Annotated in this window: 20 protein-coding genes and 7 pseudogenes; 10 read left to right on the forward strand and 17 right to left on the reverse strand. The window is 70.9% G+C overall.

Annotated features, from left to right (window positions below; genetic code table 11):
• Positions 1-85: 85 nt before the first annotated feature.
• Entirely contained in the window at positions 86-367 is a 282-nt protein-coding gene (locus ACVW19_RS26340) for a hypothetical protein (RefSeq protein ID WP_457462305.1), read from the reverse strand.
• Between the two features lie 206 nt (positions 368-573).
• Here ACVW19_RS26340 and ACVW19_RS26345 point away from each other — a divergent pair.
• Positions 574-1,017: pseudogene (locus ACVW19_RS26345) on the forward strand (Scr1 family TA system antitoxin-like transcriptional regulator); the annotation flags it as partial.
• 117 nt (positions 1,018-1,134) lie between these two features.
• On the opposite strand, the gene ACVW19_RS26350 reads toward ACVW19_RS26345, so the two are convergent.
• The gene (locus tag ACVW19_RS26350) at positions 1,135-2,451 is read right to left on the reverse strand and encodes an MFS transporter (protein WP_457462307.1); all 1,317 of its coding nucleotides are present in this window, start codon (positions 2,449-2,451) and stop codon (positions 1,135-1,137) included.
• 89 nt (positions 2,452-2,540) lie between these two features.
• Between ACVW19_RS26350 and ACVW19_RS26355 the strand changes: the two genes are divergently transcribed.
• Positions 2,541-3,521: an ArsR/SmtB family transcription factor gene (locus ACVW19_RS26355; RefSeq protein ID WP_457462308.1), complete on the forward strand. Its 981-nt coding sequence runs from the start codon at positions 2,541-2,543 to the stop codon at positions 3,519-3,521.
• A 9-nt stretch (positions 3,522-3,530) separates the two neighbouring features.
• On the opposite strand, the pseudogene ACVW19_RS26360 reads toward ACVW19_RS26355, so the two are convergent.
• The 5 genes and pseudogenes from ACVW19_RS26360 to ACVW19_RS26380 all read right to left on the reverse strand — a co-directional run.
• A pseudogene (locus ACVW19_RS26360) lies at positions 3,531-4,052 on the reverse strand (IS5 family transposase); the annotation flags it as partial.
• Positions 4,053-4,233: 181 nt separating this feature from the next.
• Positions 4,234-4,917 (reverse strand): maleylpyruvate isomerase family mycothiol-dependent enzyme, encoded by a 684-nt coding sequence (locus ACVW19_RS26365; protein WP_457462310.1) that lies wholly within the window; start codon positions 4,915-4,917, stop codon positions 4,234-4,236.
• A 57-nt stretch (positions 4,918-4,974) separates the two neighbouring features.
• Complete coding sequence (locus tag ACVW19_RS26370) at positions 4,975-5,685, reverse strand: PhzF family phenazine biosynthesis protein (protein WP_457462312.1); 711 nt, start codon at positions 5,683-5,685, stop codon at positions 4,975-4,977.
• A gap of 139 nt (positions 5,686-5,824) precedes the next feature.
• Positions 5,825-6,334 (reverse strand): GNAT family N-acetyltransferase, encoded by a 510-nt coding sequence (locus tag ACVW19_RS26375; protein ID WP_457464789.1) that lies wholly within the window; start codon positions 6,332-6,334, stop codon positions 5,825-5,827.
• A gap of 5 nt (positions 6,335-6,339) precedes the next feature.
• Positions 6,340-7,623 (reverse strand): IS256 family transposase, encoded by a 1,284-nt coding sequence (locus tag ACVW19_RS26380; protein ID WP_457462314.1) that lies wholly within the window; start codon positions 7,621-7,623, stop codon positions 6,340-6,342.
• A 360-nt stretch (positions 7,624-7,983) separates the two neighbouring features.
• On the opposite strand from ACVW19_RS26380, the pseudogene ACVW19_RS26385 reads away from it, so the two are divergent.
• A pseudogene (locus ACVW19_RS26385) lies at positions 7,984-9,255 on the forward strand (RNA-guided endonuclease InsQ/TnpB family protein).
• Positions 9,256-9,632: 377 nt separating this feature from the next.
• A complete protein-coding gene (locus tag ACVW19_RS26390; protein ID WP_457462315.1) occupies positions 9,633-10,316 on the forward strand; it encodes a hypothetical protein in 684 nt (227 codons plus the stop codon).
• A gap of 84 nt (positions 10,317-10,400) precedes the next feature.
• On the opposite strand, the pseudogene ACVW19_RS26395 reads toward ACVW19_RS26390, so the two are convergent.
• Positions 10,401-10,865 (reverse strand): annotated as a pseudogene (locus tag ACVW19_RS26395) (MFS transporter); the annotation flags it as partial.
• A 16-nt stretch (positions 10,866-10,881) separates the two neighbouring features.
• On the opposite strand from ACVW19_RS26395, the gene ACVW19_RS26400 reads away from it, so the two are divergent.
• Together ACVW19_RS26400 and ACVW19_RS26405 are read left to right on the forward strand one after the other, a co-directional pair.
• Positions 10,882-11,034: a hypothetical protein gene (locus ACVW19_RS26400; protein WP_457462316.1), complete on the forward strand. Its 153-nt coding sequence runs from the start codon at positions 10,882-10,884 to the stop codon at positions 11,032-11,034.
• A 249-nt stretch (positions 11,035-11,283) separates the two neighbouring features.
• Positions 11,284-12,519 carry a septum formation family protein gene (locus tag ACVW19_RS26405; protein ID WP_457462318.1) on the forward strand — a complete coding sequence of 412 codons (1,236 nt, stop codon included), beginning with the start codon at positions 11,284-11,286 and terminating at the stop codon, positions 12,517-12,519.
• 184 nt (positions 12,520-12,703) lie between these two features.
• On the opposite strand, the gene ACVW19_RS26410 is transcribed toward ACVW19_RS26405, so the two are convergent.
• From ACVW19_RS26410 to ACVW19_RS26425, 4 genes and pseudogenes are all read right to left on the reverse strand, one after another.
• Entirely contained in the window at positions 12,704-13,207 is a 504-nt protein-coding gene (locus ACVW19_RS26410) for a GNAT family N-acetyltransferase (RefSeq protein WP_457462319.1), read from the reverse strand.
• A 34-nt stretch (positions 13,208-13,241) separates the two neighbouring features.
• Complete coding sequence (locus tag ACVW19_RS26415) at positions 13,242-13,370, reverse strand: hypothetical protein (protein ID WP_457462320.1); 129 nt, start codon at positions 13,368-13,370, stop codon at positions 13,242-13,244.
• 216 nt (positions 13,371-13,586) lie between these two features.
• Positions 13,587-14,132, reverse strand: a pseudogene (locus tag ACVW19_RS26420) (hypothetical protein).
• A gap of 129 nt (positions 14,133-14,261) precedes the next feature.
• Positions 14,262-14,606: a hypothetical protein gene (locus tag ACVW19_RS26425; RefSeq protein ID WP_457462321.1), complete on the reverse strand. Its 345-nt coding sequence runs from the start codon at positions 14,604-14,606 to the stop codon at positions 14,262-14,264.
• Positions 14,607-14,797: 191 nt separating this feature from the next.
• On the opposite strand from ACVW19_RS26425, the pseudogene ACVW19_RS26430 reads away from it, so the two are divergent.
• Positions 14,798-15,115 (forward strand): annotated as a pseudogene (locus ACVW19_RS26430) (helix-turn-helix domain-containing protein); the annotation flags it as partial.
• A 112-nt stretch (positions 15,116-15,227) separates the two neighbouring features.
• On the opposite strand, the gene ACVW19_RS26435 reads toward ACVW19_RS26430, so the two are convergent.
• The 3 genes and pseudogenes from ACVW19_RS26435 to ACVW19_RS26445 all read right to left on the reverse strand — a co-directional run bounded on the left by ACVW19_RS26435 (position 15,228) and on the right by ACVW19_RS26445 (position 20,220).
• Entirely contained in the window at positions 15,228-15,731 is a 504-nt protein-coding gene (locus ACVW19_RS26435) for a universal stress protein (protein ID WP_457462323.1), read from the reverse strand.
• A gap of 5 nt (positions 15,732-15,736) precedes the next feature.
• A pseudogene (locus ACVW19_RS26440) lies at positions 15,737-16,992 on the reverse strand (SLC13 family permease).
• 519 nt (positions 16,993-17,511) lie between these two features.
• The gene (locus tag ACVW19_RS26445; RefSeq protein ID WP_457462325.1) at positions 17,512-20,220 is read right to left on the reverse strand and encodes a SpoIIE family protein phosphatase; all 2,709 of its coding nucleotides are present in this window, start codon (positions 20,218-20,220) and stop codon (positions 17,512-17,514) included.
• A gap of 388 nt (positions 20,221-20,608) precedes the next feature.
• Here ACVW19_RS26445 and ACVW19_RS26450 point away from each other — a divergent pair, with 388 nt between their 5' ends.
• A complete protein-coding gene (locus tag ACVW19_RS26450) occupies positions 20,609-20,860 on the forward strand; it encodes a hypothetical protein (RefSeq protein WP_457462326.1) in 252 nt (83 codons plus the stop codon).
• Positions 20,861-20,868: 8 nt separating this feature from the next.
• Here ACVW19_RS26450 and ACVW19_RS26455 read toward each other — a convergent pair whose 3' ends face one another.
• Entirely contained in the window at positions 20,869-21,630 is a 762-nt protein-coding gene (locus tag ACVW19_RS26455) for an IclR family transcriptional regulator (RefSeq protein ID WP_457462328.1), read from the reverse strand.
• A gap of 140 nt (positions 21,631-21,770) precedes the next feature.
• Here ACVW19_RS26455 and ACVW19_RS26460 point away from each other — a divergent pair, with 140 nt between their 5' ends.
• Positions 21,771-22,739 carry a GlxA family transcriptional regulator gene (locus ACVW19_RS26460; RefSeq protein WP_457462330.1) on the forward strand — a complete coding sequence of 323 codons (969 nt, stop codon included), beginning with the start codon at positions 21,771-21,773 and terminating at the stop codon, positions 22,737-22,739.
• 53 nt (positions 22,740-22,792) lie between these two features.
• On the forward strand, positions 22,793-23,428 hold the full coding sequence (locus ACVW19_RS26465; RefSeq protein WP_457462331.1) for a DJ-1/PfpI family protein: 636 nt from the start codon (positions 22,793-22,795) through the stop codon (positions 23,426-23,428).
• Positions 23,429-23,481: 53 nt separating this feature from the next.
• Here ACVW19_RS26465 and ACVW19_RS26470 read toward each other — a convergent pair whose 3' ends face one another.
• Positions 23,482-24,366 carry a LysR family transcriptional regulator gene (locus tag ACVW19_RS26470; RefSeq protein WP_457462333.1) on the reverse strand — a complete coding sequence of 295 codons (885 nt, stop codon included), beginning with the start codon at positions 24,364-24,366 and terminating at the stop codon, positions 23,482-23,484.
• Between the last annotated feature and the right edge of the window lie 57 nt (positions 24,367-24,423).

Below are 24,423 nucleotides of genomic sequence, written 5' to 3' on the forward strand. Positions count from 1 at the left end.
CACCGACACGATCACGCTCGGTGTCCCGGACGGCGGTGCCGGGCGGGGGGAGGAACGGGCTCGGGGACGCCGGAACCCGGCCCGCTCACCGGGCGGCCCCCCTCGCGATGACAGCGGCGAGGGCCAGGGCGACCGGCGCCGAGCAGACACCGAGGTGCACGAGGGCATAACGGGCACTGGCGGGAACGTGGAGCTCCTCGGCCACGTCCGCCGTCCGCACCTCCGCGCCGTCGGGCAGCACGTCACCCCAGGGCGTACGGACGTCCATCGCGGGGAGCTGGATACCGGCCTGGGTGAGGGCGGCGGCAAGGGCGTCGCGAGCGGCGGTGGCTTCCTGGAGCTTGGGGGCGGGACGGCGTGTTGCCATGAGGGGCCTTCCGTTCGGAACGGGTGAGGAGCGGGTGTGGCCGGGCAGATTCGCGATTCGGCCACCACCGCCCAGCACCACGTATTACTTTGCGTAGTCGGCGCGTTACGAGAATGCGGCCGGGGTGAGGCGCGACGCGCCGTGGGCGCGGTCGGGTTCCCCTCCCGGAAACGCACGTGCCACACGTTCCACGGAGGTGAGTCACCTTGCCGCAGCGCCGCATCGTCACAGGCCGCAGTCAGGAACCGCGCCAGCGGTTCGCCGAGGAGTTAAGGCAGTTGAGGACGGCAAGGGGCGACAGCCTGCGGCAGCTCGGGGAGCGGATGGGCTGGGACTGGTCCCTGTTCGGAAAGATGGAGAAGGGCGACACCCTGGGCGGCCCCGAGGTCGTCCAGGCGCTGGACCAGTACTACGGGACGCCGGGGCTCCTGCTCGCCCTCTGGGAGCTGGCCGCCGGTGACCATACCCAGTTCCGTGAGCGGTATCGCCGGTACATGGCGCTGGAGGCCGAGGCGGTGAGCCTGTGGCACTTCGCGGTGAGCGTCCTGCCGGGGCTGCTGCAGACGCCGGGCTACGCCAGGGAGGTGCTGGCGGCGGGCGGGAGCCGAGGAGCAGAGCTCGAAGATCGAGCAGGCCGCCAGGTCGGCCGCACCAATCAAGGCTTAGGACTCCTGACACAATGAGCTACCGGGAATGACTCTCTGTCAGAGAGACGTGGGGTGGGGGTGGGGTGCGTGACGGCTCGCGGCCGACCCGACCGGCGACGGTTACTGCGCAGGAGAACTACACGCATGCTGCTCGGTGCCGTTCTCCGATCCCGTTGAGCAGTTCGGGACGGGGACCGGGGAGGTGGGCGGGTGCCAGGTGAGAATCCAGCCGGCGGTAAGCGCCGCCGCACCGCCTGTCAGGGCGATTGCGCCGCCTGTTCCGATGCCTGCGGCCACCGCGCCGCTGCAGGCCGGCCCGACGCCCTGCAGCGTCATGCTGCCGGAGCCGAGCAGACCGAAGGCCTGGCCCTGGCCATCCTGCGGCAGGGCGTCCAGGAACGGCCGTTGCAGGCCGAGACCGTAGGCGAATCCCAATCCGCAGAGCAGCAGCAGACAGGACGAGACGCCCACTCCGGGCTCGGCAGCGAAGCCGACCAGCGGCAGTCCCATCAGCGCAATCAACGGGACTACCAGTCGCTCCCGGGTGGGCGGCCGTAGCAGTCGACCCACCAGCAGGTCACCGACAAGCATGCCGACCGGCAGACAGCCCATCAGCACCGCGTACCAGCCGGGCGCGAAGTGGCGTTCTCCCGCGTAGGCGACGATGAGGCCTTCCGCGCCCGCTACGAACGCGACGGGTAGCCACTGGGCCAGCATCAGTCGTCGCACCGTGCGTCCGCGCAGCAGCAGGCCTGCACCCTGCAGGCTTGCACGGACGGCCCCGTTATCGCCCCCAGCGCTGCCGGGTGTGCCGCCGAACTCTCCCGGCTGCAGCCGGGGTAGCCGGATGCGGATAGCAAGCGCGCAGCCGAGGTAAAGGCCGGCGCTGACCGCGAGCGCCCGGCGTGGGCCGAGTGCCGCGACGACCGCACCTCCCAGCGCCAGGCCGAACAATTGCGCGCCGGCGCCGGCGATGTTGTTCAGTGACCGGCCCAGTACATAGGCGTCGCCCTCCAGCGACTGCGCGACCAGCCGACTCGACGCGCCGTGAAACACCGGTGTGGCGAGGGCGACCAGCGCCACGACACCGAGGCTTGCCGCGATCGGCATCCGCACCAGGGCGAGCAGCAGGGCGGCGGCGCACGTCAAGGCGTAGCCGCCGGTGATGAGCGCGCGGGGCGGCAGTCGGTCGGCCAGTGAGCCCAACAGCAGCGAGCCGAACAGTTGCGGGATGAAGCCGATGCCGAAGGCCACTGCGCTCAGCAGCGCGGAGCCGGTGGCCGCGAAGACCAGCACCGAGAACGTGGTGATCCGCAGCGCGTCCGCAGTGATCGCGACGGTGCGGGTTGAGAAGAGCAGCCGGAATCGTGGCTCGGCCAGCACCTCCCGGTAGGTGGCACGGTGGTTGCCCTGCGCGGGTTCGGCGGTTGGGGCCATGACGCCCAGCCTCGCCGTGCGCCCACGTCACTCACCAATGATTCGTCGCTGGACGAATCGGAACAGACGTCCTTCGGTAGCATGGCGCGGTGCTCCGCTTCGAAGTCTCCGTCGAGGACCTGCTGCGCAGCCGCTTCGCACTGTCGCCCGCGCTGGACCTGTGCTTCCTGCTGGGCTCGCTCGCCGACCGAGACAGGCCGCTGCCGCGAGCCTGGGCCACCCGGCTCCTGCCGGCCTTTGAACGGCTTCGCCGCGAGAGCGAACTGAACGCCGCCCTCGCCCTGCACACCCCGCAAGGCGGACCGAACTTCGTCGCCCCGCCCCCGCGCGGCCTCAACCAGACCTGGGCGGACGACCTGGCCGTGATCCGGGCCACACCGCTGGTAGCGGCCCGCCACGAAATCGCCACCAACGCGACCGGCCCGTCCGCCCGTGATCCCCGCGTACGTGCAGTGCTGGACTCGACGGACGCCGTCTCCAGGATCGCCGAGGCGATGGACCAGGCGTGGCACGAACTGCTCGCCCCGGACTGGCCGCAACTGCGCGCGATCTGTGAGCGCGACATCGTGCACCGGGTGGGTGTGATCGGCGAACGCGGATGGGCCACGACCATCGAGAGCCTGCACCCGAGCATCACCTGGCAAGCCGGCGGCATCGAGATCGGCCACTTCCCTCAAGTCGGAACAGTCCGCCTCGCCGGCGACGGGCTCCTGCTGATCCCTTCGGTCTTCGTCGCGAATATCGCCGCCCACACGGAAGACCCCTGGCCCCGGACCTTGATCTATCGCGCCCGCGGCACCGCCGCCCTGTGGGGCGAACAGGAGAGCGTCCCCCGACCGGATGCCCTGACCGCTCTGGTCGGCCGGTCCCGAGCCCGGCTGCTGTTGGCGCTGGACGCCCCGGCCAGCACCAGCCACCTCGCCCGAAGCCTCGCCATGGCACCCGGCGCGGTAGGAGACCACCTCGCCATCCTGCGAGGCGCGGGGCTGCTCGTCCGCGCCCGGTCCGGACGGTCGGTGCTCTACCGGCGCACCCCGCTCGGCGAGGCACTGGTCGCCGGTTCGGGCTGAGGGCTCAGATCAGCACTGTTTTTTGAGGCGCCGCCAGCAGATGATCGCGCAGCCGAGGGTGAGGAAGGCCTGGTGGATGTCGGCGCGGATTTCCCAGCGGATACGCAGTCGGCGGAACCAGCGCAGAAGCGCGAAGGCCGCTTCGACGACCCAGCGGTTCTTGCCCAGGCCGCTTCCGTGCTCGGTGCCGCGCCGGGCGATGAGCGGGCGGATGCCCAGCTCATGGACCTGGCGGCGGTAGACGTTGTGGTCGTAACCGCGGTCGGCGTAGAGGACGTCGGGGCGCTGACGGGATCGTCCACGATTGCCGCGGATGGGCGGTACGGCGTGGATCAGGGGCAGGCGCTGGGTGACGTCGTTGCGGTTGCCACCGGTCACGGTGGCGGCCAGGGGCATGCCGTGGACGTCGACAATGACGTGGTGCTTGCTGCCCGTCTTGCCCCGGTCCACTGGCGAGGGCCCGGTGGCGTCTCCGCCCTTCAGGGCCCGCAGGTGGGAGCCGTCGACGGAGGCGGGGGCCAGGTCCAGCTCGGCCCGCGGTCCCCGGTCATGCCGTCCAGCTGAGCTGACGAGCGTGCTGGTCCCGGCGGGAACAGGATGATCGTGAGCTGGTGAAGGAACCAGAGCAAGAACGGCGAAGGTTTGTCGAACGTCGGCAGCAATCATTCCGAGCTCTGTCGAGCGATGATCTTGTTGCAGCGGAGCGCAGGTGTCAGCCCAGGGCGAGCCATCGGATGCCGAGCTGTTCGATCTGCGCGGCCTCCGATTCGTCCAACGGCTCGCGGCCGGTAGCTTTACGCAGGAAATGCGGCTGGCTCCAACCCAATTTTTCGGCGGCCGCCATCTGCTCTGCGCCGAGAAGCAGCTCCAGCACGGCGTCACCGGCTGACGAGGTGAGCCAGGGTTCGCGTCGGAGTGCATCAGCCAGGTCGAGGCCGTGGACAGCGACTTCGACGACTCGGGTGAGCAGGAACTCCGACAAGAGCATGGCGTCACCATGACGCGTCCAGACGGTACGGCTGGTCGGCTGGACCCGGCACAGCCGGTCGACCCGCCGCCAGGTCGCGGTGAAATCCTCGGCGAAGGCGGCACCATCAGCAGGCTCTGCTGCCCGGTCCTGAGCCAGAGCGATCCGGGCACTGTTGGTCTGGGGTGAAAAGCGGTCGTCCGGACGGTAGTAATCCGCAGCGGAAATCGTGGCCGCCCCCGGGGCTGGCGCGTCCAGCATGCCCGGAAGCCAATCGATCACGACGCACACGTGCCCGAGCAGGTCGCGTACGGTCCACGGGGTGCAGCGTGTCGCGAGGCTCCACTCAGCTTCGGACAGTCCTGACACGGCATCAGTGAACGCCCCGGATTCCCGACGAAACGCCTCGAGCACACGGTCTTGACTCATGCCGGTGACGCTACCAACCGGGCGCCTTCAGGCACCCGGTTGGCCATGACCTGGAGCTCAGCACGCAGGATTCTCAACCGCGCAGACCGGTCCGCCGATATGCGGCGTCCCGTCAGAGCCGGGGGCCGCCATGATCTGCGACCCGCTGCCCTGGGTGACCGCAACAGCCCGCCCCAACCGGTCGGCGAGCAGGAGCGCTGCCGCGCCGGTGGCTTCGTCCTCGTCGATGCCGTCGCCACGGGCCAGGAATCCCCGGGCTCGGACTCGGTCGGCGGCCTCGTCCTGCCAGGCCCGGGCGTACACCCACTCTCCGGGTTCCGGCACCGCCAGCGCCTCTACCTCCTGCGTGCTGCCGTACTGCCGCAGCGTGCGCGGCGGCACCCGCTCTGCTCGCGCACTGATCCACGTGAAGCCGTCGGCACGGCGGACAGGGATGCTCCCCACAGGAAGCTCCAACCTCTCCAGACCGAGGAGCCAGGCCACACCGACGAGCGGGTACCCGGCAAACGGGAGTCGCACCCCTGGCGTATAGATGTCCACGATGCCCCGATGGGCGTCGTCCATGAATACTGTTTCGCCAAGCCTCAGTTCCCGGGCCAGGACCTGTCTGGACTCCTCGTCGGGGAAGGCACGGCCGTCGTGCACTACGCCCAAGACATTGCCGTGGTTGCCGTTCGTGTCGCAGAAGACGCGGAGAAAGGGAATGTCAGGGGTCACCAGGGCGTTCAAGCAGGTCAGCAAGTCATTCGCCCTCGCCTCCTGACTCATGGAGCCAGGCCGCTCTGTCATGGCCGCCTCGGCCGCGCCAGCGGCGCGGCACCAGCACTTACCGCGGTCAGGTAGCGGCGTTCTGGCCGAGGTGGCCGAAGCCGGCCGAGCAATTGTCAAGATTTGTGGATCGCTGAAGTTACGGCCTGACGCTCCGGTGCCATCGGATCTCGCCGTCATGCCATTCGTTGGTGGGCGTGAGCCCGGCGGCTGCGGCGACGGCAGCGGAGGTTCGGTGTTCAGGGTGGACGTGCGCGATGATGGCGTGCACCGAGGGCCGGCTGAGCCAGCCGGCGAGCCCTTGGGCCGCTTCGGTGGCGATGCCTCTTCCCTGCCACGGGGTTCCCACCACCCAGGCGATCTCCGCGACGGCGCCGCGGACGCCGGGGCTGATCGTCGCCTGGACGGTGCCCGTCAGGCAGGACTCGTCACGCAGCCGGATCACCCAGTTCAGCCAGGCCACGGCCGGGTCGGGGGAGCCTGCGGTCATGCGCTGGTAGCGCGACCGCAGGACCTGGGCAGTGTCCGGGGTGCCGCCGATGAAGGTGTGCAGGGCGGGATCGGACAGCACCGCGGCCATCTCCTCGGCGTGCTCGACGTGCAGCGGCAGCAGGTCCAGCCGGCGGGTGCTGATGGTCCGGGCCGTCATGATGCTCACGCCGCGGCCGCCTCGGGGCGCTCGACCAGCTCGCCGTTCTTGAACACTGCGCCGGCGCGGACGAGGGCGACGAGTTGGGGTGCGGTGACCGCCCGCCAACGCTCCTGCGCGGACTCCACGAGCTTGAACACCATCGCCAGGGCCGCGGCCGGGCTGCCCGCACCCCGGGTGACCTTGGTCCGGAGCTTCACCGAACTGAAAGTGGATTCGATCGGATTCGTCGTTCTGAGATGGATCCAGTGCTGGGCGGGGAAGCCGTAGAAGGCCAGCAGTTCCTCGGTCTCGTCGGTGATCTTCTTCACCGCCTTCGGCCACCTCGCCTCGTAGGTCCGGGCGAACTCGCGTACCGCCTTCTCGGCGTGGTCGCGGTCCTCGGCGTTGTAGATCTCCTGCAGGGCCTTCTTTGCCCCGGGCTGCGCGGACTCCGGCAGGGCGTTGACCACGTTACGGATCTTGTGAACCCAACACCTCTGGTGCCTGGCCTGGGGAAACACCTCCGCGAGGGCCCTCCACAGGCCCATCGCGCCGTCCCCGACGACCAGTTCGGGATCGCGCATGCCGCGACGGCGGCAGTCGCGCAACAGGTCGGCCCAGGACTCGGTGGACTCCCGCAGCCCCTCCGCGAGCGCGATCAGTTCCTTGGTGCCGTCCACGCGCACACCCATCAGGACCAGCACGCAGGAGCGGGCCTGACCGAGGCGGACCTTGGGGTGCACGCCGTCGGCCCACACATAGACGTAGTCGGACGCCGAGAGGTCGCGTTCCTGGAAGGCGGTGTGGTCAGCCTGCCACTGCTTGGTCAGCCGCGTCACCGTCGTCGACGACAGCCCGGCCGAGCCGCCCAGGAACTGCTCCAGCGCCGGCACGAAGTCCCCGGAGGACAGTCCGTGCAGGTAGAGCAGGGGGCGGCACCTCGCTGATCTTCGGCGATTTGCGGCACCAGGGCGGCTGGGGGCACCTCCCGGCCGAAGGCTGGGGGAGATCTTCGAGGAGAACCGTGCCCGCTCGCCGGTAGCCTCGTCCACCCGGCGGTCGTTCACCCGCGGCGCGGTGACTTCCACCGGCCCGGCGGCCGTGGTCGCGGTGCGCGGCCGGTGGCGGCCGTTGCGGACCACCAGGCGCCGCCCGGCCTCGTCCTTCTCGGCGGCGAGATCGGCTATGTACTGATCGACCTCGGCCTCCAGGGCGGCGGCGAGCATCCTCCTCGCTCCCTCGCGGACGATCTCGTCGATCAGGAAGCCGTTGGCGGTGGTGCCGTCGTCGTTGACTACGCTGAGCACGGGCGTGCCTTCCCGGCCGGTGCTGCGAACACCGGCCTACTCGATGACCATCAGTCGATCACTCGGGAAGGTACGCCCTTTCACGTCCCAACCCGAGGCCGATCCACAGGTCTTGAGCATTGCTCGTTTTTCAGCTTGTTCTTGCGAGGAACCCCGGGGCTTCAGCCCCGGGAGGAATCGCATCCTCGTGTATCGCGGCGTGCAGCGTTGCGGTATCGCTGTGTCCGTCCGGCCGTGGAGTGGCCGGGGCTCGCCCACGGGCGCGGTGAGGCGGACCCGGTCATGCCGGGTTTCACTCGATGGGGTGGCCGGTGGGGAACGTGTGGTGCGGCGTCGTGCGGGTGTCCACGATCGGTGATCGTGAAGCTGGTGGTGCAGGTGAAGCTGCTGCCGACGCCCCTGCAGGCGGCGGCCCTGGAGGCAACCCTGCGCGCCTGCAACGAGGCCGCCACCTGGGCCAGTGACGTCGCCTTCGAAAGGGGTGTGAAGAACAACTTCGCGCTGCGCAAGCACACCTACCACCAGATCAAGGCGCGGTGGAACCTGGGCGCCCAGGCCGCCCAGCACGTGATCAGGAAGACCTGCGATGCGTACGCGACGCCGCAGGCGAACCTGAAGGCCGGGAATCTGGGCCGGCCGGGTTCGAAACGCTACCGCGGGGCGGGTGGAGAAGCCGGTCGTCTTCCGGCCGCAGGGCGGGCAGCCCTACAACGACCGGATGCTGTCCTGGCAGACCGACCGGCGCCGGGTGTCGATCTGGACGACTTCCGGGCGGGTGAAGGACGTGGCGTTCACCGCCGGGCCGGAGCAGCCGGCCACGCTCGCGCTGTACCGCAGGGGCGAGTCCGATCTGCTGGTGCGGGACGGCAGGTGGTTCCTGCTGGCCACCCGTGAGGTGCCCGAGGCGCCGCCGAATGCGGAGCCGGTGGACTTCCTCGGCGTCGACCTGGGCATCGTCAACATCGCCACCACCTCGGACGGCGAGATCATGGCCGGACGGGAACTCAACCGGATCCGCACCCGGGAACGCACGCTCCGCAGCAAGCTGCGGCGGAAGAACACCTCGTCCGCGAGGCGGCGGCTGAAGAGGCGCCGGGGCAAGGAGGCCCGGCGGGCGAGGGACATCAACCACAAGATCGCGAAGCATGTGGTGGCCGAGGCATGGGGGTACCTCCCACGCCGTTCAGGCAGTGGGGGAGCACCGGTCGCGGTATCGCCCTGGAAGACCTGACGGGCATCCGTGCGCGGGTACGGCTTCGCAGGCCCCAACGGGCCACCCTGCACTCCTGGGCGTTCCATCAGCTCGGGCAGTTCATCGCGTACAAGGCCCGCCGGGCGGGGGTGCCGGTGGTGTATGTCGATCCGGCGTACACCTCCCGTACCTGCGCCGAGTGCGGGCACCTCGATCAGGCGAACCGGGTTTCCCAGGCCCGGTTCGCGCGCCGGTCCTGCGGATTCGTTGATCACGCGGACCGGAACGGCTCCCGCAACATCCGCGCCCGGGCGTGGGAGTTGTGGCGATGCGGGGTCCCGTCAACGGCCCCTGCCCCGCTCCCGCGCCCGCGGGACGGGGCTGGACGCAGACGCAGCATCACAGCCAGTGGTGCCCGTTGTGCAAGCCCGTCGCTTTAGCGACGGGTAGTTGACCGCGGTCGGTGACTACCTGGACCGTGAGCGTCCGCCGGTCGAGCACGACAGGTTGTCCGTGGTGTTGCTGTGGCTGAGTGCCGTAGGTGGCCGCAGTGGCGCTCAGTCTCTGTGCGGGGTACTGAGCCGAAGTGTGATGACTTTCATCGAGGCAGGCGTGTTGTCACCAGGACCAGCGGACAAGGCGCACTGGGCTGACCCCGGTTCTTTCACTTCGTGGTCATGTCACCGGTCTGCGACAGCGGTGTCCTGGAACGAAGACGCCGGGATCTCCTCGGCTCACAGTCCCCTCATAGTGAATAGGCAAGCACCGAGAAGCCGAAACCGCTTCGGCCTCAACCACTGATCACCAGGGGGATTTCATGTCTGGCAACCGTCGCAGGGCCTTACTCGTCTCCACAGCCATCGTGGGCGGCGCCATGCTGATGACCGCGTGTCAGGGCTCGGACTCGGACGCGGCCACGGACACCGGCGCCGCGCAGAGCTCTCCGTCCGCAACTCCGGCCGGCGATGCGGTCACCCCGTCCGGCTCGTCGACTGCGGGCAGTGACCAGGGCACCGACAAGGGCTCCGACACGATGGGCGAGGGGACCGAGGACGCAGACGGCTCCGGCGTCGACACCGGCGACGGCAAGCGGGTGCCGGTCGAGCAGAGCTGCGGCGCCAACGACATCTCCTGGAGCACCAGGTCCGAGACCCAGGCCGGCGGATACATCCTGATCATCGCCAAGGCTAAGCCGGGGATCACCTGCTACCTGCCCGCCGCGCTTCCGACCGTGGCGTTCGGGTCCGACGGCACCCAGGCGGGTCCCGCGGAGCAGGCCGTCGGCGAGCAGATCAAGCTGAGCGGGAGCACCGCCGCCTACGCCGGGGTGAACCCGAAGACCACCAACGGAAACGGTGGCAAGGAACTGGACTCCATCATCGTCGGCGTCGGTGACGAGGACCCCAACCCGGTCTCCCTCAAGGTCGGCACCATCACCGTCGAAGACCCGATCGTCACCAACTGGCACACCGCCCCGGCGGACGCCGTTCCCTTCGGCTGAACGGACCCGCAGCTCGTGATCCACGCTGGTGACATCCGCCGTCGTCGCCGGAGTCGTGCCGGCTGTTCGCGGCGGCAGGGGACGTCACGCAGCCGGGGCCGGAGCCTCCGGCGGGGCGGGGAGTGTCCGTCCCAGGCGGGCGAGTGGGGACAGGGCCATCAGTGCCGGTGACAGCAGCATGCCTGCGGCTGTCACCAGGAGGCTGGTGCGCGTCCTCCACGCTTCCGCGAGGAAGCCGCCGAGCAGCGAACCGAGCGGGGTCAGCCCCATGCCGACGAAGTTGATCGTCGCGGCCGCGCGGCCCTGCATCCCGTCCGGGGTGAGGGTCTGCCGGACGGCCATGAGCGTGACGTTCACCAGCTGACCGAAGGCCCCGAACACGAAGCTGATCGCAAGGAGCGCGGGAACCGTCACCACGGAGGAACCGTGCAGTGCGGGGACGAGCAGGAACACGCCGTCGCCGAGTGCCGCCGCGGACACGAGCACGGCGCCGTGTCCGAACCGGCTCGGCAGGCGGGCGGCCAGCAGCGAGCCCAGGAGCGCCCAGCTTGAAGTCGACCGGGCCTTGGCAGCCGCCGCGCTCAACGAGAGTGTGCGCCGGCTCGCAGTCGAACTGGCGAGCCGGATCGTTGGTGAACCTCTCGATGATTTCGCTGACAACAGCGATGTCATCGACCGTTATTTCGATGAGTTGGAGGCCGACTCGTCGGTGAAGTGAGCGACGAGCTGAGCTCTTTGGAGGCCGAGGGTGCACTGCCGCTCGGCGCCGGCGCCGCGTCCCCGACCGTCGGGGGGCAGCGGCTTCCTCCCGGTCGGGCCGACGTGTACGGCCGTGTCCGTCCGAGGACCCACCCCACAGCCGAAGCACGGCGTCCAGCGGCGGTCCTCGACCCCCGTCCCGTCGAGGGCGGTCAAGCCCTGACCCGTGCGGAGGCAACCCCCGACGACCCGGCCGGGTCTTACGGGCATGATCAGACACCTTGCCCGTACAGGTGCGGTGCTCACCATCGCGTCTCTGCTCCTGACCGCCTGCTCCGGTGACCAGGACGCCCCCGCCGAGCGCCCCGCCGAGCCCCCCGCCGAACACCCCGTCTTCGACCAGAAGCTCGACCTCCAGGTCTACCTCGCCCTGCGCCAGACGCAGAAGGCGGACGGTGCCGACTTCGTCCAGACCATGACCTTCGAATCGAAGAAGGGCCGGGCGGTGCAGACCGTCAGCGGGCGGATGGACTTCGCGAAGCGAACGGGCGAGGCGACCACGAAATGGCGACTGCCGAAGGATCTCCCCCGAGAAACGAAGGACACGCTCCTGGGCGCCACCCCGGGCAAGGGCAACGCCGCCTCCTCGGCACGCGTCCTCGTCGACCCCCAGCACATCCACTACCGCGCCGGGTCGGCGGCCTACTGGCTCCGGTACACGACGGGCGACACCGGTCCGGACCTCGGCATCGACCGCATCGACCACCTGCGCGGATCCGAAGGACCGGTGGGCGGCACCCTCCTCGAAGGACTCGGTGCCGCGGAGGCGACGTCCCGGCGGACCGACGGCTCCCAGCGCACCTATGAGGCGGACATGCCCAACAGCGCCGCCTGGCAACTGTTCCCCGAGGACCTCAGGCGCGAGCTGTCCACCCCCTACCCCACCGGATCCTCCGGCAAGAGCGCCCCGCTGCCGACGACCGTCTCCGTGGACGGCCGGGGACGCGTCACACACGTGCGAGCCGACCTCTCGACGACCCTGGGGAAGAAGGGCAGCGCGTTCGAGGACATGACCTCCCTGACCATCGACCTCCGGCTCTCCGGACACGGCGTGTCGAAGCCCGCCGCGAAGCCCGACGGATCCGTCCGACCGGCCCGCGAGGCGGTCCGTTCCGTCGACTCGGTGGAGCCCGGTGGCTGCGTCGACTTCAGCACGGGCCAGCGGGTCGTGGACACCGTCGTGGACGTGCCGTGCTCGGGCGCGCACGACGGCAGGATCTTCGCCCAGAGAACACTCGGCACGGGCCCCTACCCGGGTAGCACGGCCGCCCGGGAGAAGGCCGACGCCGCCTGCCGCGCCGCCTATGACACCGCCCCCGGGCCATGGGTCTCCGAGTCGGGCCGGGCCGGAAACTACTGGTACATGTGGTCGAATCAGGAGGAATGGGAACAGGGCGGAGGGCGCGCCAGCTGCTTCGTCGTCACCGCCAGGGGCACCACCTGAAGCAGGTGACGGAGGTCCGTGACCAGGCGGTCCGAAGCAGGGCGGCCTGGCCACCGGAAACGGGGCGCATTTCACCCGCCAGGACAGGATGAAAGAGGTTCACTGACCGATCTCGGCATGCCTGGCGCTCCGCCGGAGCGCACTCGAGCATGTGCGCATGAAGCCCCGGGAGCGTGCTCTCGCGTCACGGCAACGAGCCTGTGAGCCAGACCACTTCACCGTTGACTTCCGTGGAAACGTGATCCCGCTCGAACCCGAGCTTCTCAAGGACACGGAGCGACGGTGTGTTCCACGCACCGACGGTCGACCAGAGCCGTTTCCGCCCGGTCGCGACAGCGGCATCGAGCACCGCCCTGGCCGCCTCGGTGGCGTAGCCACGCCCATGCACGCGCTGGAACAGCTCATACGCGATTTCAGGCTCCTCCAGGGTGGAGCGGCCGATGATCAGCCCGCAGTAGCCGATGAAGTCGCCTTCGTCACGGCGCTGGATGGGCAACAGGGCGATCCCCGTAGTCGCCGTCGCGGTGAGCAGCTCCGTGATGGACGTCCGGATGTGCTCAACCGTGGGGGTTCCCTTGCCGCGTTCGGAGAGGAGGGCGCAGAACTCGGCGGCGTCCGACTCGGCCCACGGCCGCAGTATCAGCCGCTCGGTCTCAAGGTGGAACGGCATCGTCTCGTACGTGGTCATGCCCCCACTTTGCCCCCTCGCGGGTCATCGCGAACTACAGCTGGAGTACCAAGAACTCGGCCGCCGACGAGACGGTTTCGGTGTCGGCCGATGCCATCGGCACCGCGGTGGCCATTGACGGCGCGGCGCCGAGGGCGATTCCGGCAAGTCGGTTGATGCGCAAGGCTTTTCCCTTCCTGCTGTCGAACCGTTTTCGGAGCAGTCCTCATGGGTCGTCGATGCGTCTTACATCCTTCCTGTGGATGATCACCTTCATGGCCAGTGTTCTGATATCTCTTCACCTCTCGTGATTCATCCAGCGGCCGGAGCTTCCAGGCAGCTGAGCGGGGATCTCCCGGCTTTACAAGCAGCGCGCAGCTCGGCTCTCGTGATGGTGAAGTTACGGGTGGTAGCCGATTGCGCGCACGATGAGCTGTTTCCAGCCCCGTTTTGAGGCGTTGAGGTGGAGGGTGAGGACGGCCTGGACGAGGGCGGTGATGCGGGTGGTGCTGCACCGCAGCTTGCGCAGGGGCCGCCAGGTCTTGAGGGCGGCCGTGGCCTGCTCGCCGAGCGCGCGGATCCCCGCGTGGGAGACGTTGACGGCTCGCTGACCTGATGCGGCCGATGGGCAGCAGCGTGCCGTCGAGGACCACGAACGCTCTGCGCGCCGCTGTCCGGGTGGCAGCGGCCAGGTCCGGGGCGAGCGCTGCGAGGACCTCGACGGCCTCCGCCACGTAGCGGTACACCGTGGCAGTCCCGACGACGGAACCCGCTGCGAGCCGGGGGCATGTGTGTCCACAGCGCGGATGGGCCGGCACGAGCAGGGCCTGCCGGCCGGAAGCCGACGCCACCGCGTGCCGCGTTCGCGGCGCCGGGCGCTCGGCAGACCGGACAGGAACCGCAGGATGGAACCGGACAGATCGAGTCCCGATGGGGAGACAGGCACACGAAGCTCCGGGCGGACAGGTCGCTCTTGGCCGACACCCCGTCTGCCGGGGCTTCACTTCGTCACGCCCGCGGTGTCCCAACCGGTCCGACCAGGCCCCCGGGAGGTGGCCGAGGCCCGCACCGGGCCTCAGGCCGCGGGCAGCGGAAGCGCCACGTGTCGCCCCAGTCCGAACTCCTCGGCCTCGTCGTCACTGACGACCGCGAAAGCGCCCGCGGGGACCCCGGGCAGCGTGGCCACCCGGGAGGCCGCCGCCAGCAGTTCCTGTTCACCGGCTCCGGCGACGAAGAAGACGTAGGCGTCCTCGTCCTCCTCCCCGTCGTCGAAGACCTCCACGTCACCTCGGTCTTCGAGGTCGGACAGGAAGTCCTCGATCTCCTCGATCCACGGAAACGGGTAGGCGCCTTCCGGCAGTTCCGGAGTCGGCAGCAGCGGCACGTGGATCTCGACAACCATGGTGGGCACGGCGCGCATCCTGCCCCTCGCGCCTCCGCCCGGCGCAGCCGGGGGCCCGTCGGCAGCCTGGTGAGGTCGAAAAGAGCTCAGTGGCTCTCGTACCTCGGCCGAGGACGCGGCGCACATGTGCGCCTGCCGAAGGGACGCTTCCGCAGGTGTGGTCGCCAAGCCGATCACCTCAGGGAGTCGAGCGGAGCCTGACTGAACTCCCGCTGACCGTGGAGGACCTGGCCCGCCGGGCGCGGATGAGCTCACGCCACCTGGGACGCCACTTCAGGTCGGTGACCGGTACCACCCCGCTGCAGTGGCTGCTCGCCCAGCGGATACGCCACGCCCAGGAGTTGCTGGAGACCACCGACCACAGCGTCGACGCCATTGCGGCGGCCACCGGCATGGGCACCGCCACAACGCTGCGCCGACACTTCAGCCGCACGGTCGGCGTGCCTCCCGACACCTACCGCCGCACCTTTCGCTCGCGGACCCGCCCCGGCCCGAACGGCAGCGGGCGACACCACCAACGCCCCTGAGCCGTAGGGATCAGCAGCGGCTGTGTGAGCGGCATCGAGCCAAGGCGGCCGTCCCGTTTCGCCGCGGATGCCCCTTCGGTGCGGCGAGCGGTCCAGCGCCGAGTGCTTGCGGCTAACGGTGATGGGGTGGGTGGGGCGGCGGGGGCGGCGGGATCGTGGCGACGCCGGGGGCGGTCTCGGGCCAGACGAGCAGGACGGGGCAGGGGGCGTGGTCGACGACGAAGCGGCCGGCGGGGCCGAGACTGCGAGGTCCGAGATGGGTGCGGTCGCCGTCGCGGGCGAGGACGAGCAGGTCGGCGCCCTCGGCGGCGGCCACGACCTCCCGTTCGACACGGCCGGTGCGCTCGACACGGTCACAGGGACGCGCCAGGCGCTGCGCGGCTTCGGCCAGGAGCCGTTCGGCGGAGGCGGTGGCCAGGTGCTCGACCGCCGTACCGGGGTCGCGTTCGGGACGGCCGCGGCCGAGCAGCCCGGCGAAGGCACCGTGTGCGGCGCCGGGGGCTTCGGGGCCGGTGACGTGCAGCAGCACGATGTCGGCGGCCTCGGGTGCGTGGTTGCGGGTGGCGTCGATGCAGGAGGGCCAGGTGCCCTCGGTGATCCAGGCGACGACTCTCACGATGATCAGCCTCCGATGACGGTGAGTGAGGTCCACAGGGCCACCACCGCGAGCAGCAGGGTGGCGGGCACGGTGCACAGGCCGAGCCGGGTGAACTCACCGAGCTCGACGTCACTGTCGTGTTCGCGCACGATGCGCCGCCACAGCAGGGTGGCCAGGGAACCGGCGTAGGTGAGGTTGGGTCCGATGTTCACCCCGAGCAGCATCGCGAGGACGGCACCGGGCCCGGACGGTGCGGTCAGTGGCAGCAGCACCAACACGGCGGGCAGGTTGTTGATGAGGTTCGCCAGCACCGCGGCCAGCACCGCGACGGCGAGCAGGGCCGCGAAGCCGGTTCCGCCCGGGACCAGACGGCCCAGGCCGGTGGCGAGGCCGTTGTCGACGACCGCGCGGACCACGATGCCCAGGGCCAGGACGAAGGCGAGGAACGGGACCGCGGCGGCGCGCACGAGGGCGGTGGGCCCGGTGCGGCGCTGCGCCAGAGCGCGCACGGCCAGCACGACGGCTCCGGCGAAGGCCGCCCAGGCGGGGTTGACTCCGAGGGCGGAGGTCAGGACGAACCCGGCCAGGGTGCAGGCCACGGTGGCCAGGGCGAAGACCGGCAGCTCGCGGGGTTCCGCGGTGGGGGGAGCCTGGGCTCCGGCGTCCAGTTCGGTGGCGAAGAACCGGCGGAAGACCACGTATTCGGTGGTGACGGCGACCAGCCAGGGCAGGGCCATCAGGGCGGCGAAGCGGGTGAAGCTCAGTCCGCTGGCGGCGAACGCGAGCAGATTGGTGAGGTTGGAGACCGGCAGCAGCAGCGAGGCGGTGTTCGACAGGTGGGTGCAGGCGTAGACGTGCGGCTTGGGCCGGGCGCCGAGCCGGGCGGCGGTGGCGAAGACCACCGGGGTGAGGAGCACGACGGTGGCGTCCAGGCTGAGCACCGCGGTGATCACCGACGCGGCTGCGAACACCTGGACCAGCAGGCGGCGCGGGCGGCCTGCCGCGGTACGGGCCATCCACGCTCCGCACGCGTGGAACAGGCCCTCGTCGTCGCAGAGCTGGGCCAGGACCAGGACGGCGGCGAGGAAGCCGATCACCGGTCCGAGCCGCGCGGCCTCCTCACGGGCGTGGTCCAGCGAGATCGCTCCGGTGGCGATGACCACGCCCGCGGCCGGACGGCGACGACCGCCTCCGGCCAGCCGAACGGGCGGACGACGGCGCACGCCAGCACCGTCAGGAGCAGAACGACGGAGACGGCCTCCGCCAGCGGGGAGCTCACGATCAGATCTTCTCCCAGCCGTGCGGTCCGGCGGCCGGGGCGTCCACCGTCCGGCGGCCGGGGCGTCCACCGTCCGGCGGCCGGGGCGTCCGCCGGACGGTGGATCACCGCGGTCTGGCCCGCCCCGGCCGCGTCTTCCGCATCCCCTCCGACGTACTCGACGACGTCTCACCCACCGGCGGCCCGGTTCGCATCGCCGTCGGGTGGCCCACGCCGCCCCGGTCCCTCGCGGGGCGTGAGCACATTCCCGGAAAGTGCTCAAGCCCCGCTCATCCGAGGCCGGTGAGGACACCAGCGCCCGAAGTGTCCACGATTTCGCGGGCACCCCTGACCGGCACCGCCCGTACCGCCGTCATCAGTCGGCCTCGGGGCCCGGCCCGAACTCGAAGCAGAGGCACCGCTGAGGCCCGCCACGCACTCGCCGGGGTCGCTTCCGTCCGCGACAGCAGGGCGCGGTGGCGCGACACATCGAGGCCCCGGAACCGGCGGTGATACACGGTGATACAAACCGGGCAGGAGTCACAGGGTCGCGTCGGACCACTGGTCGAGGATGTCGTCGCCGGTCAGGGCGGCGCCGGGTTCGCTCGCCCCGCCGTCCAGTTGCTGCTCGGCCCAGATCACCTTGCCGGTGGGCGTGTACCGGGTGCCCCAGCGCTCGGCGTAGCGGGCGACGAGGAACAGGCCGCGTCCGCCCTCGTCCGTGGCCGCCGCCTGGCGCAGGTGGGGCGAGGTGCTGCTGCCGTCGGAGACCTCGCAGATCAGGCGGCGGTCCCGCAGCAGACGGACGTGGATGGGGACGGTGCCGTGGCGGATGGCGTTGGTGACCAGTTCGCTGAGGATGAGTTCGGTCGTGAAGCCCGCCTCCGTCAGGTCCCACGCCTCCAGCTGCCGGGTGACGTCGGCGCGGATGCCGGACACGGCGGCCGCTTCGGGGGGCACGTCCCAGCCGGCGACCCGCTCGGGGTCGAGCACCCGGGTGCGCGCGACCAGCAGGGCGACGTCGTCGTTCCCGCGGTTCGGCAGGAGGGCGTCGAGCACCGCGTCGCAGGTCTGCTCGGGAGTCCGGTCGGGGTGGGACAGCGCGTCGCGCAGGATCTCCATACCGACGTCGATGTCCCGGTCGCGGCTCTCGATGAGCCCGTCGGTGTAGAGGACGAGCTGGCTTCCCTCGGGCACCTCGAACTCCGTGCTCTCGAAGGGCAGGTCGCCCAGGCCCAGCAGCGGACCGGCGGGCAGGTCGGGGAAGGTCACGGTGCCGTCCGGACGGACGAGGGCGGGCGGCGGGTGGCCGGCCCGGGCCGCGCTGCACGTGCCGGAGGCCGGGTCGTAGACGACGTACAGACAGGTGGCCCCGATGACTCCCTCGTCGTCACCCTGGTCCGCCCGCTCCCGGTCGAGCCGGGCCACCAGGTCGTCCACCCGGGCCAGCAGCTCGTCCGGCGGGAGGTCGAGGGTGGCGAAGTTGTGCACCGCGGTACGCAGCCGCCCCATGGTGGCCGCCGCGTGCAGACCGTGCCCCACCACGTCCCCGACCACCAGTGCCACCCGGGCGCCGGACAGCTCGATGACGTCGAACCAGTCCCCGCCCACCCCGGACTGGGCCGGCAGATAGCGGTGGGCCGCCTCCAGCGCGCTCAGGTCCGGCAGGTCACGGGGCAGCAGACTGCGTTGCAGGGTGACCGCCAGCGCGTGCTCGCGGGTGTACCGGCGGGCGTTGTCGAGCGCCACGGCGGCCCAGGCGGACAGCTCCTCGGCGAACAGCACATCGCTCTCGTCGTACGGCTCCGCCCGCTCCGAGCGCCAGAAGTCCACCGAGCCCAGCACCGTGCCGCGGGCCCGCAGCGGTACCGCGATCAGGGAGTGGAAACCGTGTCCCAGGAGTTCCTCCGCGCGGTCGGGGGCCAGTGTCCGCCATCCCTCGGAGGTGCTCAGATCCTCCTCCAGCACCGCGCGGCCGCTCTTCACACAGCGTGCCTGCGGTGTGGCGTCGGGGAAGCGAACCGTTTCGCCCACCGCCATCAGCGGCAGGCCGTCGTGGATGGTGCTCAGCCCGGCCCGCCGCATGACGGTGTGCCGCCCGGTCGGCTCCTCGCCGCGCAGCACCTCCTCGGCCAGGTCGACGGTGACCAGGTCGGCGAAGCGCGGAACCGCCACCCCGGCCAGTTCGTGGGCGGTGCGCTCCACGTTCAGGGAGGAGCCGATCCGTGCCCCCGCGTCGTAGAGCAGGCTCAGGCGCTCCCGGGAGGCCTCGGCGCGACCGGACAGAGCCCGCAGCTCCGTGGTGTCCCTGAGCGTCACCACGCTCCCGGAACTCCCGTTGCCGGGCACTGTGCGCCGCTTGTTGACCGCCAGCAACCGGTCGGCCGAGAGGAGCACCTCGTCGGTGGCCGTCCGCTCCGAGGCCAGCAGTTCGACGACGCCCGGGTTCAGACCCAGGTCGGTGACCTTCCGGCCCTCCGCATCCGGCGGCAGATCCAGCAGCCGCCGCGCCTCGTCGTTGGCCAGCACCAGCTGCCCGTCACCCTCCACGATCAGCACTCCCTCCCGCACCGCGTGCAGCACCGCGTCGTGGTGGTCGTACATCCGGGTCATCTCCACCGGACCGAGACCGTGGGTCTGACGCAGCAGCCGCCGGCTCACCAGGGCGGTGCCGCCCGCACAGATGGCCAGGGCCACGCCCGCGGCCCCCAGGATCACCGGGAACTGCTGGGCCGCCATGCCCGCCACCTTGTGGACCGTGATCCCGACCCCCACCGAGCCGACCGGCGTCCCGTCGGGCTCGGTGGCAGGGGCGTACGCGACAACCGCGCGCCCCTTGGCCGTCTCGATGGTCTGCGTCCGGGGGGAGGTCGGCGGGTCGATCGGGCCGGTGACGGCCTTCCCGACCAGCGAGGGGTCGGGGTGCGAGTAGCGAACCCCGTCCTTCGAGTACACGACGACGAGGTCCACGTCGGTCGCCCGCTGGATCTGCTCGGAGAGCGGCTGCAGGACCTTGGTGGGGTCGGGACCGGTCAACGCCGTCAGCGTCTGCGGGGAGTTCGCGAACGTCGTGGCGACGGCCAGGGACCGGGTCTGGGCCTCGTGGGTGCTGTCACGCCGGGCCTGGAACACGAGGGCGACCAGTGCGGCGGTGATGATCAGGGTCACGACCAGGGCCTGAAGCACGAACACCTGACCGGCCACGCTGCGGACCCGGAGCAGGGAACGCAGCCGCCCGGGGGGCCGCACCGGCCGGGAACCCTCGCCGCGCCGGTTTCGCCGCCGGGCCGACCCGGCGCGTGCGGTCCGGCCCCCGAACAGGCGGGGTGACACGAGGGGAGGACGACGGGGATGTGCGGTCACTGCATCGTTCGCCTCCTCGGCAGCGGTGCCCCGGCCGTCCATGGTCACCCGTCCGCCGGCCGGCCGGCGGGGAAGGCCGGCGGTGCGTGGCCTCCGCGGCGTCGCGTCCGGCGAGCGGACACCGGGACCACCGGCCCGGACATTCTTCGTATTCTTCGCGAACGAGTCAACGGTACCCGTTCATCCCCGGTCCGGTTGCGGAACCGCTGCGCGCGCAGGGCGCCACACGCCACAATGCGGCTCAGGAGCGACACCACCGCAGGGGGGGAAAGCCATGGCCGGCCATCGAAAGTTCCAGACAGCGGTCAGAGTCGAGAAGGCGCGGATCTGGTCCGCCTGGGCGTCCGGCGGTTCCGTCATGCTGGCCGCCGCCCTCGCCACCCAGGACATCCGCGTCGTCGGCGTCGTCACCCAGGTCCTGCTCGTCGGCGTCGGCATCGCGTTCACCGTCACCGCCGTACGGATGACCGACCGGCTCAACCGCAAGGCCGAAGCGGCCCGCCGGAACGCCCTCGGGGGCCTCTGACCAGGGGCTCAGTCGGCGACCTGCCCGGTGAGGCTCCGCCCGATCCCCCGGGCCGCCACCTGCAGGGCGCTGACCAGCCGTGCCCGGTCGCGTTTGAGACCGGGGGCGACGATGCCGAGCGCCGCCACCACCGCGCCGTCCGACCGGATCGGTACGGCCACCGTGCACGCGCCCAGGCTCATCTCCTCCACCGTCGTGGCGTAGTCGTCCTCGCGCACCTTCTTGAGCTGGCCGCGCAGCGGTCCCGGCCGGCTCACCGTGTAGGGGGTGATCCGGGGGAGGTCGGCGAGCACCTCCTCCTGGACGTCGGCCGGAGCGTGCGCGAGCAGCACCTTGCCGACCCCCGTCGCGTGCAGCGGCAGACGGGAGCCGATCGCGCTGACCACCGGCACCGAGGCGTGCCCGGAGAGCCGGTCGACGTACAGCGCCTGCAGGCCGTCGCGCACCGCGAGGTGCACGGTGGCGAGGGTCGCGCCGTAGAGGTCGTGGAGGTACGGGGAAGCGATCTGCTGCAGCCCGGTGTGCACGGGCGCGAGCAGGCCGATGTCCCACAGCCGGCGCCCGACGACGTACTCCCCGGACGCGGTACGGCTCAGCGCACCCCACGCGACGAGCTCGCCGACCAGCCGGTGCGCGGTCGGGACCGGGAGACCGGCGCGGGCGGCGAGTTCGGTGAGGCTGAGCCGCCGGTGCCGCCCGTCGAAGGCCCCCAGGATCGCCAGCGCACGACTGGTCACGGAACGCCCGGGCTCTGCGGAATTGCCTGCCATGCCCGGCATCCTTCCGCTGAGCGGAAACGAAGACAACCCCGGCACCGGTTCCACGGCTCCCCGGCAGCGGCCCCGGGACGGCAGGAAAGGTGGGCTGCTCGTCATTGCGGCCACCCGGCTCCCCGCCGAGGATGAACGCCATGACGAGGAGATCGGTGCTGGTGGTCGTCTTCGACGACGTGCAGAGTCTCGATGTGACCGGCCCCCTGGAGGTGTTCACGGGGGCGGGACGCCACAGCGGGAACCCGTACGAGATCCGCACCGCCTCGCTCGACGGTGCTCCGGTCCGTACCTCGAGCGGTCTCACCGTCGTTCCGGACCGCGCACTGGGCGAGGCCGAAGTGCCGCACACCCTGCTCGTCCCGGGTGGCGACGGCACCCGTCACCCGGCTCCCCGGCTGATCGACTGGCTCCGGGAGCACGCCCGGGGCGCCGAGCGCATCGTCTCCGTGTGCAGCGGTGCGCTGCTGCTGGCCGAGGCCGGGCTGCTCGACGGCCGTCGGGCGACGACCCACTGGTCGGTCTGCGACCACATGGCCAGGACCTATCCGGCCGTGGACGTCGACCCCGATCCGATCTTCGTACGTGACGGCCGGATCGCCACCTCGGCCGGAGTCACCGCGGGCATCGACCTCGCGCTCGCCCTGGTCGAGGAGGACCACGGCAGGGACACCGCGCTCGCCGTCGCCCGCCATCTCGTCGTCTTCCTCCGGCGTCCGGGCGACCAGGCGCAGTTCAGCGCCCAACTCGCCGTCCAGACCGCGCGGCGCGAACCACTGCGGAAGGTCCAGCAGTGGATCACCGAGCATCCGGACGGGGACCTCTCCGTCGAGAGCCTGGCGGGGCGCGCCAACCTCTCCCCCCGGCACTTCGCCCGCACCTTCCACTCGGAGACCGGTACGACACCCGGCCGGTACGTCGAGCGCGTCCGCCTGGAGCACGCCCGGCGGCTCCTCGAGGACACGGCCGACGGCGTCGGGCAGGTCTCCCGCGCCAGCGGCTACGGCACACCCGAGGCGATGCGCCGCGCCTTCGTGAAAGCCCTGGGCACCGCTCCGGCCGAGTACCGCCGGCGCTTCCGCCCGTCCACATCACCTGAATCCGCCTGACTCAACCTGACCCAAACTGACCCAAACTGAATCCGCCCGCTGAAAGGCAGACGATGCAGATCGCGATGGTCCTCTTCGACCGCTTCACCGCGCTGGACGCGGTCGGCCCGTACGAGATGCTCTGCCGCACACCCGGCGCCGAGACGGTCTTCGTCGCGCAGCGACCGGGCCCGGTGCGCAACGACCGCGGCGACCTCGCACTCGTCGCGGACCGCAGCCTCGACGACGTGCCGGCCCCCGACATCGTCGTGGTGCCCGGCGGCCCGGGGCAGAGCGCGCAGATGGAGAACGAGACGCTCCTCGACTGGCTGCGCACCGCCGACGCCACCAGCACCTGGACGACCTCGGTGTGCACGGGCTCGCTCCTGCTCGCGGCGGCCGGGCTGCTCGCCGGCCGCCGGGCCACCTCGCACTGGCTGGCGCTCGACAGCCTCGCCGCGTTCGGCGCCGAACCGACCGGTGAACGCGTCGTCACGGACGGCAAGTTCGTCACCGCGGCCGGAGTCTCCTCCGGAATCGACATGGCCCTCACCCTGGTCGGCAGGATCGCCGGCGCCGCACACGCGCAGGCCGTCCAGCTCGGGACCGAGTACGACCCCCAGCCGCCCTACGACGCGGGCTCACCCCGAAAGGCCCCCGCAGCGCTCGTCGACAGGCTCCGCGCCGGGAGCCGCTTCATCCTCCAGTAGCCAGTAGCCAGTAGCCAGTAGCCCCATCCGACGGGCGGCTCCACGCACGCGCCTCAGCCGCGGACGCAGTCCTCGATCACCGAGGCGACCTGCTCGGTCGCGGCCGAGACGCGGTGCGTGCGCCGGGCCAGCATCAGCTCGACGGACTCGGAGCCGGTGAGCGGTACGTAGGTCACGCCCTCGAGGCTCAGGCTCTGCACCGACTGCGGCACCAGGGCCACGCCGTGTCCCGCCGCGACGAGGACGACCAGGGTGGCCGTCTCGCCGATCTCGATGAGTGGGTCGGGCCGGAAACCGGCCCGCCGGCAGGCGGACAGGACCCGGTCGTACATCGAGGACCGGGACTGCGAGGGGTGGATGACGAACGGCTCGTCGGCCAGGGCCTTCAGCGGGATGCTCGGCCGGTCCGCCAGCCGGTGGTGGGCCGGCAGTACGGCCACCAGCGGCTCGGACCGCAACGGCGTGGTGCGGATGTTCTCCTCTGACACCGCGCCCCGCAGGACGGCGAGGTCGAACGTGCCGGAGAGCAGGCCCTCGACGAGCCGCGGGGTGAGGACCTCACCCCGCAGGTCCAGAGTGATGCCCGGCAGCTTCGCCCGTACGGTGCGGGCGACCCTCGGCAGGACGTCGTAGGTGGCCGTGCCGATGAAGCCGACCGAGACCCGGCCCGCGTGACCGGTGGCGAGTTCCCGCAGGTGGATCCGCGCGCGTTCCTCCTCCGTGACGAGGGTGCGCGCGTAGTCGGTGAGATGACGGCCGGCCTCGGTCAGTTCGACGCGCCGGGTGGACCGGTTGAACAGCGTGACGCCCAGCTCCCGCTCCAACTGCTTGACCTGTTGGGACAGGGCCGGCTGCGCCACGTGCAGGCGGGCGGCCGCGCGCCCGAAGTGGCACTCCTCGGCCAGGGCGAGGAAGGAGCGGAGCTGACGGAGTTCCATACCCCCATTTTATAAGTGCTGCTTATGAATCCATGCAGACTAGGTCTTGGACATGAT

This window comes from Streptomyces sp. TE5632, assembly GCF_054061295.1.